Genomic DNA, 11,985 nt, shown 5'->3' on the forward strand with positions numbered 1-11,985 from the left:
GGCCCGACCGCGTTGGCTCCGCTATCATCGGAGCACATGAGCGGGAGGTGAGGATGACTGGGAAATCGCCGTTCGAAGCACTGTCGGTCGAGACACTGGCGGGCCGTCTCGGTGCCAACGAGGCCCTGTGTTCGCAGATCGGCAAGGATACGAGCCAGTGGAAGGTTCGTGAAGTCGGCGACGGCAATCTGAACCTGGTGTTCATCGTCGAGGGTGCTGAGGGTGCGGCCGTCGTCAAGCAGGCCCTGCCCTACGTCCGGCTGGTCGGCGACAGCTGGCCGCTGCCGCTAAAACGCTCCTTCTTCGAATACCATGCGCTGACGCGGCAACAGGCGCGGGCGCCGGGTTCGGTGCCCTATATCTATCACTTCGACGAAGGCCAGGCGCTGATCATCATGGAGTATCTGTCGCCGCACATTATCCTGCGGCGGGCGCTGATCGAAGGCCGGCAATTGCCCAACATCGCGACAGACATCGGCTTGTTCATGGCCCGCACGCTGTTTCGCGGCTCCGACCTGCATATGGCGACCAAGGACCGCAAGGCCGATCTGGCGCTGTTCGCCGACAATGTCGAACTCTGCGACATCACCGAGAACCTGGTTTTCTCGGATCCGTATTTCGATGCCAAGATGAACCGGCACACCAGCCCGCAGCTCGACGGCATTGTCGCCGAGCTGCGCGCCGACCGCGACCTCAAGGTCGAGGCGCAGCGCATGAAGCACATCTTCGCTGCCAATGCCGAGACGCTGCTGCATGGCGACCTGCATTCCGGCTCGATCATGGTCACCGACACCGAAACGAGGATGATCGACCCCGAATTCGCCTTCTACGGGCCGATCGCCTTCGACGTCGGCATGCTGCTCGCCAACTTCTGGATGGCGTTCTTCTCGCAGCGCGGCCATGAACAGGACGGAAGCCGCGACGCCATGCGTGACTATCTGATCGGCGTTACGGTCGAGACATGGTCGGTGTTTCGCGCCGAGTTCTCGCATCTGTGGCGAACCGAGCGTACCGGCATGCTCTACCAGAAGAGCCTGTTCGAAGATCAGGGCGACAGGCTTGGCGCCGAGCAGGCGCTAGACCACATGCTGCATTCGATCTGGACCGATCTGCTCGGCTTTGCCGGCGTCGAGGTTCACCGGCGAATTCTCGGCCTTGCCCACAATGCCGATTTCGAGACCATTGCCGATCCGGATCTGCGCGCCAGATGTGAGGCAAAGGCGCTGAAATTCGGCCGTCATCTCGCCGTCAACCGGCGCCAGATCCACAGCATCGACGAGGTCAACCGGTTGGCCGCGCTGATCGAACGGGAGAGCAGGATTTGAACGTCGGCGACCGCCACTACCGCACCATCTGGCCGAGTGACGACGGGCGTTCGGTGGAGATCATCGACCAGCGCTGGCTGCCGCATGATTTCCGTATCGAAAAGATCGATACCGTCGTCGGCATCGCCACGGCAATCCGCGACATGTGGGTGCGCGGGGCGCCGCTGATCGGCGTCACCGCGGCCTATGGCGTCGCCATGCAGATGGCCGACGATCCGTCGGACGCAGCACTCGACGCCGTCTGGGCAACCTTGCACGAAACGCGCCCGACGGCGATCAATTTGCGCTGGGCGCTGAACGAAATGCAGCGCTTCCTGCTGACGCTTCCGCTGGCAGAACGTGCCGCGGCTGCCTATCGGCGTGCCGGCGAGATCGCCGACGAGGATGTCGGCCTCAACCGCGCCATCGGCGCCCATGGGCTCGAAATCATCAAGGCGATCGCGGCGCGCAAGCAGCCGGGCGAACCAGTTAATATCCTGACCCACTGCAATGCCGGCTGGCTGGCCACCGTTGACTACGGCACTGCCACCGCGCCGATCTATCTGGCGACGGAAGCCGGTATTCCAGTCCATGTCTATGTCGACGAAACGCGACCCCGCAACCAGGGTGCCCAATTGACCGCCTGGGAGATGGCCGGCCACGGCGTGCCGCATACGCTGATCGTCGACAACGCCGGCGGCCATCTGATGCAGCGCGGCCAGATCGACATGGTCGTCGTCGGCACCGACAGGACCACCGCCGACGGCGATGTGTGCAACAAGATCGGTACCTATCTCAAGGCACTGGCGGCCGCCGACAACGACGTGCCGTTCTATGTCGCGCTGCCGTCGCCGACGATCGACTGGACCGTGGGCGACGGGCTGGCCGACATCCCGATCGAACAGCGCTCGCCCGACGAGGTCTCACTGGTCTGGGGCAAGACCGCTTCCGGCGAGATCGCCCAGGTCCGCGTATCCCCGGAAGGCACGCCGGCGGCCAATCCGGCCTTCGACGTGACGCCGGCGCGGCTGGTCACCGGCTTGATCACCGAACGCGGTGTCGCTACGGCCTCGCGCGAAGGCCTGAGGGTGATGTTTCCCGAGCGCGGATGATCGGCTTTTCCGGGAGGGTGCTCCGGATTTGCCTGATCTCACGATTTCTTGAACACGGCACGGTTAAAAACGCCCGTTGCCGGTCCCACATGGACGGCCGTATGCGTAGCGGCGGGGCGGCGCCCAACGCTCGAAGCCGGGGCTGCCCACGGCTCGGCGAGTGAACCAGCGGGATACCGCGATGTCATTCAGACCGTTGCTTGGTGACGGACGGGTTCGGAGCCAGGACGAGAAGTCGGAGCCCCTGCAAACCGCGTCATGGGTCAGCTCCTCGATCGTCTTCGACAACCGGCGGTGGGCGTGCCGGGAGGCGGAGCTCCGCTGGACAGCCCCTCATCATCTGATCGTGCTGACCGAAGAAGGCGGCACGTCCCATACATCCATCCGGCACGAGGCACGATCCCTTTACGACGGAATGGACCGTCCCGGAGCCCTCACCTTCGTCCCGGCAGGCGCGGAACGACAGGGCTTCTATCGCGATGTAAACCTCTCCTATTCAGCCCTGTGGATCGATCCCGATATCGGGCTTCCCGGATGCGAACGCCTGAAGAACCTGCCTATACTGGTAAACAAGAAAGACGCGGTCGTCGCCACGCTCTTGAGTTCGCTTCGTGACGAGATGGCACTCGGCCACAAGCCAGACACTGCCTATGTCGAGCATCTGGTCGCCCTCGTCAGTCTCCGCGTGGCCAACCTGAGCGGGGAGCAACCGCGGTTTGTACGTCACGGCTGTCTCAGCCGCCGGGCGCTTGGTCGCGTTCGGGATTACATCGATGCGCATATGAATTCCGACATTTCGCTAAGCGAGCTGGCAGCCGCCGCGGGCATGGCCGTCGACAGTTTTGCGCGTCGCTTCAAGGCGACGACCGGCCTTGCACCCTACGCCTATGTGATCGAGGAACGGGTGCGGCGAGCGGAGGCGCTGCTGCGCGAAACGGGTTTGTCGATCGGTGTCATTGCCTTTCGGCTCGGCTTCTCAAGCCAGAGCCACTTCACCACGACCTTCCGACGTCTGAGGGGCATGACGCCTCGTGCCTATCGGGTGAATTCTTCTCCAGAATCCTGATAGTGCCGCCGGTTTCTTGAAAGAAAGCCGCCGCCCGCACTCCCACCTCCAGTGTCGTTGGGTGACAGAACTCGAGGGTTCGCTCGGGTCAAGTTGCCGTCTGCGCTTCATTGCGACTGGGAGATCATGCATGGCCAAAACGGACAACAGGAGCGGGCCGACGCGTCGGATGGTATTGGAAGGCGGTGTTGCGACCGGGGTGCTCCTGGCTACCGGACTACCGGTTGACGCCGAGCCGGCCGAGACCGTCACGGCGGCTGCATCGTCCTCGCCGCTACCGACGATGACGATGTCGTTACGGATCAACGCGAAGGATCTTGCCGTCGAGCTCGACCCGCGGACGACGCTGCTCGACGCCCTGCGCAATCATCTCGGCCTCACCGGCTCGAAGAAGGGCTGCGACCACGGCCAGTGCGGCGCATGCACGGTGCTCGTCGATGGGCGCCGGATCAATTCCTGCCTGACGCTTGCCGCAATGCATGAAGGCGACGAGATCACCACGGTCGAGGGCCTTGCCGAGGGTGACCGGCTGCATCCGGTCCAGGCCGCCTTCGTCGCCCGCGATGGTTTCCAGTGCGGCTACTGTACGCCAGGCCAGATCTGCTCGGCGGTTGGCATGCTGGGCGAGGCGCGGGCCGGTTGGCCAAGCCATGCGAGCGCCGACGTGGCAGCGGCTTCCGTCGCTCTCACCGATGCCGAGATCCGCGAGCGGATGAGCGGCAACATCTGCCGTTGCGCCGCCTATCCGAACATTGTCGCCGCAATCCGCGACGCGGCAGAGGAGGCATGAGCAATGCAGTCCTTCACTTATGAACGTGCGGCGAGTGCTGAGCAGGCGGCGGCCGCGGTTGCGGCCCGGCCGGACGCCAAGTTCATCAGCGGCGGCACCAACCTGCTCGACCTGATGAAGCTCGAGATCGAGCGCCCAGCGCATCTCGTCGACATCAGCCGGCTGCCGCTTGATCGGATCGAGGAGACGGCGGAAGGCGGGCTTCGGATCGGTGCCCAGGTCCGCAATAGCGATCTTGCCGCCGACCCGCGGGTAAGGTCGCGCTATCCGATGCTCACGCAAGCGCTGCTGGCGGGAGCGTCCGGACAGATACGCAACAAGGCCTCGACCAGCGGCAATCTCCTGCAGCGCACGCGCTGTCCCTATTTCTACGACCGCAACATGCCCTGCAACAAGCGCCAGCCGGGTTCGGGCTGCGCGGCACTTCAGGGCTTCAATCGCATGCACGCCGTACTCGGCGCGAGCGAAGCCTGCATTGCGGTCCATCCCTCCGACATGGCGGTCGCCATGTCCGGGCTCGACGCCAGGATTGAGACCGTCTCGCCCGGCGGCGAGACCCGCACGATCCCGATCGGCGATTTCCATCGGTTGCCCGAGGCGACGCCCCAGCTGGAGACCGTGCTCGGCCACGGCGAAATAGTCGTCTCGGTTGCCCTGCCGCCGCCGCCACCCGGCCGACAGGTTTACCGCAAGGTGCGCGACCGTGCTTCCTACGCCTTCGCGCTGGTGTCGGTGGCAGCAATCGTCGAGAAAAGCGGCGACCGTATCCGAAGCACTCGGATCGCCATGGGCGGCGTGGCAGCGAAACCCTGGCGCGCGACGGAGGCGGAGCGCGCGCTGGCAGGCGCGGCGGCATCCGACGGTGCCTTTAGCGACGCGGCCGAAGCCGCGCTCGCCGGAGCCGTCGGTCATGGCGCCAATGGTTTCAAGATCCCGCTGGCGAAACGGACGATACGGCACACGCTGGCTGCTGCCGCCGAGAGTGCATGAGGCGATGCGATGACAGAGACGACGACCCCGAACCGCTGTTCCCAGATGCCGGCGCCGAGCAGGAGATCGATATGAAACTCACGCGACGCGCCGTTGCCGCCGCGGGTGGCGGCCTTCTCGTCTCTGCCGCCACAGCCTGGGGCGCCACATCCGATCCGGGAGCTCGTCACGGGCTCGAGGCCGCCGTAGACGCCTTCTTTGCCGGCTGGGCCTCTGGCGACTGGACGGCATTCCTTGACTGTTGCGATGAGACGATGACCTTCCAATTCCCTGTCGGCGAGCAACGAGGCCGACACGGACCGCCAGAGGGCAAACGGGCACTCGCAGCCTGGACCGCCGCGCATCAAGCGCAGGGGAACAGGATCACGAAATCGACCGTCGATCTCAAGCTCTTCGCCGCCGACTGGGTCATCGTCTGCGATCGCGGGAGCGGGACAATCGGTGGCGCGCCCTACACTGGCCTGCATGCGATCTTCATGCGAGCCGGCCCAACAGGGAGGCTGGTCGAGTTTCGCGAGATTTCGGCGAGATCGCCGCGTGAGCTCCGGCCGCCGCGCGACGAACATAAAGGTGCGAGGAAGCGGCGTCGTCGCGGCCTCGATGCCTCCGAACTCCAGATGAAAAATCTTTAGGTGACTTATGAACGAGACCATACCCGGACTGCCCGGCTCCGCCACCCATTCAAGGGTGAAACCTCGTGCCGATGCTGGCATCATCGGGCGGCCGATCGACCGCATCGACGGTCCGCTCAAAGTGACGGGCGGCGCCACATACGCTTACGAGAATGAGCTGGATGGTACAGCCTATGGCTACATTCTCGGCGCCTCCGTCGCCAAGGGCCGCATCGCCGAGATCGACACGACCGAAGCCGAACGGGCGCCGGCAGTGCTGCTCGTCATGACGCACCGCAATGCGCCGGCCCAGCCGGATTTCGGCCCAACGGTCACGCCAACGGTGCCGGAGGTCTTCACGCGCCCCCGGCCCGCGCTCAACAGCGATCAGGTACGGTATTACGACGAGCCGGTCGCGCTGGTCGTTGCGGAGACGTTCGAGGCGGCGCGCGCTGCTGCGGGCCTCATCAGAGTACGTTACGACGAGGAGCCGGGCCTCTACGATCTACCGGGACATATCGCCGACGCCTACGCGCCAAAGCGGACCAATGCCGGCTTCGAGACCGACAGCGTGGTCGGCGACTTCGAGCGCGCCTTTGCGACGGCGCCGATCAAGATCGATTCCACTTACGGGACCCCCTTCGAACATCACAATCCGATGGAGCCGCATGCGACGCTTGCTGCCTGGTCAGGCAACGAGCTGACGATCCGTACATCGGCGCAGACCCTCGCGAACTTCCGGGCCGGGGTCGCCAGCACGCTTCGCATCCCGCTCGAGCGAGTGCGCATCGTCAGTCCCTTCATCGGCGGAGGCTTCGGCTCCAAGCTGATTGCCCATGCCGACACGATCCTGGCCGCACTTGCAGCGCAGGTGCTGCAGCGCCCCGTGAAGATCGCGCTGACGCGACAACAGATGTTCGCCAATGCCGGTCATCGCGCGGAGATGGTCCAACAGGTACGTCTCGGCGCGGACACTGACGGGCGGCTCACCGGGATCGCACACGATGTCTGGTCGGCAACGTCCAGCTTCGAGGAGTACTGCGAACAAACGGCAGTTTTTGCGCGCTCGCTCTACGCGGCGCCGAACCGTCTCACCCGCCATCGCCTGGTTCCGCTGGACATCAACCGCGGCGAATGGATGCGCTCGCCCGGCGAAGCGCCCGGCATGCTGGCTTTCGAATGCGCCATGGATGAGCTCGCCGAGCGCGCCGGTCTGGACCCGATCGAACTCAGGATCCGCAACGAACCGGCACAGGATCCCGAGCGCGGCGTGCCGTTCTCCACCCGCAATCTCGTCGCCTGCATGGAGGAAGGCGCCCGCCGTTTCGGCTGGGAGCGGAGAAACCCGACACCGGGCCGAACTCGGGAGGGCCGCAAGCTTATCGGCCACGGCATGGCGGCGGCGATCCGTCCGAACTATATCGGCGCGGCGACGGCGCGGGTTGCGATCGACCGGGACGGTCGGGTGACGGCGCGGCTCGACATGACCGATATTGGGACCGGCACCTATACGATCCTGACCCAGATTGCCGCCGAGAGCCTCGGCCTGCCGATCTCGTCCGTCAAGGTGGAGCTCGGTGACAGCCGCTTCCCGCGTACCGCCGGCTCCGGCGGGTCCTGGGGCGCAGCAAGCGCGGGTTCGGCCTTGTATAATGCGTGCAACGTCCTCAAGGAACGGATCCTGGAGGCGGCGCAGTCGAACGAAGCCTCGCCGTTGCGCGGCGCGAACGCCACCGAGGCAAGCTTTGCCGACGGCGAGGTCAGGGTCGGCCAGCGATCGGCGAGCCTGACCGATCTTATCCGAGGGATCTCTCCCGATGGACTCGAAGCCGAAGGCTCCGTAGCCGCGGGCGCCACCACCCAGTCATACAAGACCTATTCGCAGCATTCCTATGGCGCGCATTTCGCAGAGGTCGCTGTCGATTGCGATACCGGTGAAATCCGCATGCGCCGGATGCTGGCTGTGATCGGCGCGGGCCGTATCCTCAACGCCAAGACCGCGCGCTCGCAAATCATCGGCGGCATGACCTGGGGGATCGGTGCAGCGCTGATGGAGCAGACGGTGCTCGACCCGCGCTACGGCCACTTCGTCAATCACGATCTTGCCGAGTATCATGTGCCGGTCAATGGCGATGTCCCCGATATGGAGGTCGCCTTCCTCGAGGAAGACGACGACAAGGCCAACCCGCTTGGCGCAAAGGGTCTCGGCGAGCTCGGCGTGTGCGGTGCGGGGGCTGCTGTCGCCAACGCCGTTTACAACGCGGCCGGCGTGCGAGTGCGTGAATTTCCCATCACCTTGGACAAGGTGCTGCCTGCCTTACCTGTGATCGCTATTTGACGCTCTCCTCCCTCGCCCTCAACGGTGACCAGGTCGAAACGGATCGCTATTTCTGCGCCATCGACGACGACGCCGGTGGTTGACAGCGCTTTCCGACCCTTCCATACAAACGCCGTCAATGTTCTCAGGGCGGGGTGAAAGTCCCCACCGGCGGTAAGGGTCTCGGCCCAAGCCCGCGAGCGCTTTCCGGTTAGCCGGAGAGGTCAGCAGATCCGGTGTGATTCCGGAGCCGACGGTCACAGTCCGGATGGAAGAGAACGAAATGGAAGACGGTCCGCTTTCGCGGTTCGGACTCCGTATCGTGCGTCCTGATTCTGGTTCGAAACGGAAGGATGGACCCATGAATCAGCATTCCCACAACGACTATGAAGCGATCCGCGTTGCCGTCATTCGCGCGCGTTGGCATGCCGATATCGTCGACCAATGCGTTGAAGCATTCGAGGCGGAACTGGCGGTTCTCGGAGAGAAACGCTTTGCCGTCGATGTCTTCGATGTGCCTGGCGCTTATGAGATTCCCCTGCATGCAAAGACGCTTGCCGTGACCGGCCGCTATGCCGCTATCCTCGGCGCCGCGTTCGTCGTCAATGGCGGCATCTACCGGCACGAGTTTGTTGCAAGCGTGGTCATCGACGGTATGATGAATGTGCAATTGTCGACTGGCGTGCCGGTGCTTTCGGCGGTGCTGACGCCACACAACTACCATGACAGCGCGGACCATCACCGCTTCTTCTTCGAGCATTTCAGGGTCAAAGGCAAAGAGGCGGCCAGTGCCTGCGTGCAACTGCTGGCGGCACGCGAACACATCGCGGCGTGAAACCTCCACCGCCGGGTGGAAATCCCGGTAAGGCGCTGTAGTATCTCACGAAAACCAGGGAGGATGCCGGTGCAGACCAAGAAGATCATCAATGACGGTAACCGCTCCGTCGACGAGATGCTGGAGGGCATCCTGGCCGCGCATCCGCGCCATCTCAGAAGCGCGGACGGCAGTCCGCGCGCCATTATCGCCCGCGACGGACCGCGCCCAGGCAAGGTCGGTCTCGTCATCGGTGGCGGCTCGGGCCACGAGCCGACCTTCCTCGGCTTCGTCGGCAAGGGGCTGGCCGACGCCGCCGCGATCGGCAATGTCTTCGCCTCGCCGCCGCCGGACCCGATCCTCGAATGCGCCAAGGCGGCCAGCGGTGGCGCCGGCGTGCTGTTCATGTACGGCAACTATGCCGGCGACGTGATGAACTTCGACATGGCCGCCGAAATGGCGGCAATGGACGACATCGAGGTGCGCACCGTGCTGACCACCGACGATGTCGCCTCGGCGCCGCGCGACCAGAGGCAGAAGCGGCGCGGCGTCGCCGGCAATTTCTTCATCTTCAAGGCCGCCGGTGCCGCATGCGACCAGATGCTGTCATTCGATGAATGCGAGCGTATCGCCAGGAAGGCCAACGATCACACCTTCACCATGGGCGTGGCGCTGTCGCCCTGCTCGCTGCCGCAGACCCGCCGGCCCAATTTCGAGATCGGACCGGACGAGATGGAGATTGGCATGGGCATCCATGGCGAGCCAGGCATCGCGCGCGGAAAGTTGAAAACGGCCGACGAGATCACCGACGAAATGCTGGACAAGGTCCTCGACGAGATGGCGCCGGCGCGCGGCGATAAGGTCGCCGTTCTGGTCAATTCGCTCGGCTCAACGCCGTTGATGGAGCTCTACATCATGAACCGACGCGTCAAGCAGAGGCTGGATGACGTCGGTATTTCCGTCCACGCGACCTGGGTCGGCAATTACTGCACCTCGCTCGAAATGGCCGGCGCCTCGGTGACGCTGATGCATCTCGACGGCGAGTTGCAGGCGATGCTCGACCATCCTTGCGACGGCGCCATGTTCCGCGCCGGCTGAGAAAGCATCATGACCTCGATCGATTCAGTCGGCTTGAAAAGAATGTTCGATGAGATCGCGGCGGCGATCGACGCCGACAAGGACAGGCTCAGCCAACTCGACGGCGTCATCGGCGACGCCGACCATGGCATCGCCATGGCACTAGGCTTCACAGCTGCGCGCGATGCACTAGCGCAACTCGACCTCGCGGCGACCGAGCCGACGGCGCTGCTCAACACTGCGGCGAAATCCTTCCTCAACGCGGTCGGCGCCTCGTCAGGCCCGCTCTATGCGACCGCCTTCATGCGCGGTGCCGCCGCCGTCAAAGGCAAGGCAATTCTGGAGGACGCTGACACCATCGCCATGCTCCGGGCGATGGCGCAAGGCATCCAGGATCGCGGCAAGGCCGAGCTCGGCGAAAAGACCATGGTCGACGCCTGGCTGCCGGCTGCGCAAGCAGCGGGTGCCGCGCAGGAAGCCGGCAAGAGCCTGTCCGAGAGCCTGGAGGCTGCACTTGCAGCGGCCGAACGAGGTGCCGAGGCGACCAAGGGCATGATCGCCGCCAAGGGCCGCTCATCGCGGCTCGGCGAGCGCTCGCTCGGGCATATGGACCCCGGCGCCGCATCGGCCGTGACGATTATCAGAGCGATGTGGAACAGTCTGGCTTAGCCCCGCTTCGCCGCGTCGAGCCTGTCGATCGCCTGGACATTGCCGGCCGACGGTCCCTTCTCATCGAATTCCGATGCAAGCCATGCATCGACGATCGACTTGGCCAGTTCCGGGCCGATGACGCGGGCGCCCATGGTGATGATCTGGGCGTTGTTGGATTTTGCCGCGCGCTCGGCCGAATAGGTGTCGTGGGTGAGTGCGGCGCGAATGCCGGGCACCTTGTTGGCGGATATGGATACGCCGATGCCGGTGCCGCAAAACAGGATGCCGCGATCGTTTTCGCCGTCCAGGATGGTCTGGGCGAGCTTCTGTGACAGGTCGGCATAGTAGCCCGACTGGCTGAGGTCGCTAACCGTGAGGCCGGGCTTGGTAGCGAGGTGAGCGGCAATGACGTCGAGCAGCGGCTTACCGGCGCTATCAGCTCCAATGGCAATTTTCATGTTCCGTTTCCTTCCTGTTTGGTGATTCAGATCGCCGCCGAGGCGCGCTTGAGGATGTCGATATAGCCGTCCGCCTGCCAGGCCGAGCGGCCGATGAACAAGCCGTCGATGTTGGGCTGGCCGACCAGTTCGGCGGCATTTTGCGGATTGACGCTGCCGCCATAAAGCACCGGCGGCACCACCGGCAGCAGGTCGCGTGCGATTTTCTTGATTAGCGCCTGCTGCCTGTCGGCATAGTCCGAACTGGCCGGCACGCCCTTGTCGCCGATCGCCCAGACGGGCTCATAGGCAAACAGGATCGTCGCCGCCTTCGCCGCGCCTTCGAGAAACTGCAGCGCGCCGTGCACCTGCAAGGCCAGCACCGCAGCGGCCTGCCCGCTGTCGCGTTGAGCCAGGGTCTCGCCGACGCAGATGAGTGGCACGAGACCATGCTTCACCGCCGCCGCAGTCTTCAGACCGACGGCGTTGTCGGTCTCGCCGAAATGCTCGCGCCGTTCGCTGTGGCCGAGCTCGACCATGTCGAGGCCGCAGTCTTTCAGCATGACCGGCGAGATCTCGCCGGTCCAGGCGCCGGCGTCGGCCCAATGCATGTTCTGCGCGCCGACCTTGATGCGCGTCGGCGACAGCGCTTTCTTGACCTCGCGGATCGCCGTGAAGGGCGGGATGACGAAAGGCTGGATGCGCTCGTCGAAACCGGGGACGAACTCCGCCAGCGCCTCGGCGAAAGCCATCGCCTCGGCGAGCGTCTTGTTCATTTTCCAGCTGGTGCCGACCCAATAAACCGTACGTGCCCTC

General features: G+C 64.5%; 11 protein-coding genes, 1 pseudogene and 1 riboswitch. Of the genes and pseudogenes, 10 read left to right on the forward strand and 2 right to left on the reverse strand.

Translation table 11 applies throughout. The annotated features are described in order from the left end of the window. Positions 1–53 precede the first annotated feature (53 nt). The 10 genes from mtnK (at position 54) to dhaL (ending at position 10,750) form a co-directional block, all read left to right on the forward strand. Positions 54–1,325, forward strand: a complete 1,272-nt coding sequence (mtnK, locus tag NKI39_RS04510) for an S-methyl-5-thioribose kinase (RefSeq protein WP_352472279.1) — start codon at positions 54–56, stop codon at positions 1,323–1,325. Then, the gene (gene mtnA, locus NKI39_RS04515) at positions 1,322–2,416 is read left to right on the forward strand and encodes an S-methyl-5-thioribose-1-phosphate isomerase (protein ID WP_352503010.1); all 1,095 of its coding nucleotides are present in this window, start codon (positions 1,322–1,324) and stop codon (positions 2,414–2,416) included. Before mtnK ends, mtnA begins: the two co-directional genes overlap by 4 nt. Positions 2,417–2,597: 181 nt before the next feature. Then, on the forward strand, positions 2,598–3,482 hold the full coding sequence (locus tag NKI39_RS04520) for a helix-turn-helix domain-containing protein (protein ID WP_352503009.1): 885 nt from the start codon (positions 2,598–2,600) through the stop codon (positions 3,480–3,482). A 130-nt stretch (positions 3,483–3,612) separates the two neighbouring features. Further along, the gene (locus NKI39_RS04525; RefSeq protein WP_352503008.1) at positions 3,613–4,272 is read left to right on the forward strand and encodes a 2Fe-2S iron-sulfur cluster-binding protein; all 660 of its coding nucleotides are present in this window, start codon (positions 3,613–3,615) and stop codon (positions 4,270–4,272) included. A gap of 3 nt (positions 4,273–4,275) precedes the next feature. Further along, on the forward strand, positions 4,276–5,262 hold the full coding sequence (locus NKI39_RS04530; protein WP_352503007.1) for an FAD binding domain-containing protein: 987 nt from the start codon (positions 4,276–4,278) through the stop codon (positions 5,260–5,262). 71 nt (positions 5,263–5,333) lie between these two features. After that, positions 5,334–5,894, forward strand: coding sequence for a nuclear transport factor 2 family protein (locus NKI39_RS04535; RefSeq protein ID WP_352830834.1), 561 nt, complete (start codon positions 5,334–5,336; stop codon positions 5,892–5,894). 7 nt (positions 5,895–5,901) lie between these two features. After that, on the forward strand, positions 5,902–8,211 hold the full coding sequence (locus tag NKI39_RS04540; protein ID WP_352503005.1) for a xanthine dehydrogenase family protein molybdopterin-binding subunit: 2,310 nt from the start codon (positions 5,902–5,904) through the stop codon (positions 8,209–8,211). A gap of 116 nt (positions 8,212–8,327) precedes the next feature. Next, a riboswitch (FMN riboswitch) is annotated at positions 8,328–8,474 on the forward strand. A gap of 77 nt (positions 8,475–8,551) precedes the next feature. After that, positions 8,552–9,025, forward strand: a complete 474-nt coding sequence (locus NKI39_RS04545; RefSeq protein WP_352503004.1) for a 6,7-dimethyl-8-ribityllumazine synthase — start codon at positions 8,552–8,554, stop codon at positions 9,023–9,025. Positions 9,026–9,094: 69 nt separating this feature from the next. Then, positions 9,095–10,102: a dihydroxyacetone kinase subunit DhaK gene (locus tag NKI39_RS04550; RefSeq protein ID WP_352503003.1), complete on the forward strand. Its 1,008-nt coding sequence runs from the start codon at positions 9,095–9,097 to the stop codon at positions 10,100–10,102. Between the two features lie 9 nt (positions 10,103–10,111). Then, a complete protein-coding gene (gene dhaL / locus NKI39_RS04555) occupies positions 10,112–10,750 on the forward strand; it encodes a dihydroxyacetone kinase subunit DhaL (protein ID WP_352503002.1) in 639 nt (212 codons plus the stop codon). Here the strand turns inward: dhaL and derI are convergent. After that, positions 10,747–11,190, reverse strand: coding sequence for a D-erythrulose-4-phosphate isomerase (gene derI, locus NKI39_RS04560; protein WP_023676015.1), 444 nt, complete (start codon positions 11,188–11,190; stop codon positions 10,747–10,749). The two genes, dhaL and derI, sit on opposite strands and share 4 nt — an antisense overlap. A gap of 26 nt (positions 11,191–11,216) precedes the next feature. Then, positions 11,217–11,966, reverse strand: a pseudogene (locus NKI39_RS04565) (triose-phosphate isomerase); the annotation flags it as partial. Positions 11,967–11,985 lie beyond the last annotated feature (19 nt).

The sequence above is a fragment of the Mesorhizobium sp. M0664 genome (assembly GCF_040320565.1).
GTDB lineage: Bacteria > Pseudomonadota > Alphaproteobacteria > Rhizobiales > Rhizobiaceae > Mesorhizobium.

What these genes read in the sequence shown, in the direction of transcription:
- NKI39_RS04525 (WP_352503008.1), top strand. Translation starts at nt 3,613, where the DNA reads ATGGCCAAAACGGACAACAGGAGCGGGCCGACGCGTCGGATGGTATTG.
- dhaL (WP_352503002.1), top strand. Translation starts at nt 10,112, where the DNA reads ATGACCTCGATCGATTCAGTCGGCTTGAAAAGAATGTTCGATGAGATC.
- NKI39_RS04535 (WP_352830834.1), top strand. Translation starts at nt 5,334, where the DNA reads ATGAAACTCACGCGACGCGCCGTTGCCGCCGCGGGTGGCGGCCTTCTC.
- derI (WP_023676015.1), bottom strand. Translation starts at nt 11,190, where the DNA reads ATGAAAATTGCCATTGGAGCTGATAGCGCCGGTAAGCCGCTGCTCGAC.
- NKI39_RS04530 (WP_352503007.1), top strand. Translation starts at nt 4,276, where the DNA reads ATGCAGTCCTTCACTTATGAACGTGCGGCGAGTGCTGAGCAGGCGGCG.
- NKI39_RS04520 (WP_352503009.1), top strand. Translation starts at nt 2,598, where the DNA reads ATGTCATTCAGACCGTTGCTTGGTGACGGACGGGTTCGGAGCCAGGAC.
- mtnK (WP_352472279.1), top strand. Translation starts at nt 54, where the DNA reads ATGACTGGGAAATCGCCGTTCGAAGCACTGTCGGTCGAGACACTGGCG.
- NKI39_RS04545 (WP_352503004.1), top strand. Translation starts at nt 8,552, where the DNA reads ATGAATCAGCATTCCCACAACGACTATGAAGCGATCCGCGTTGCCGTC.
- NKI39_RS04540 (WP_352503005.1), top strand. Translation starts at nt 5,902, where the DNA reads ATGAACGAGACCATACCCGGACTGCCCGGCTCCGCCACCCATTCAAGG.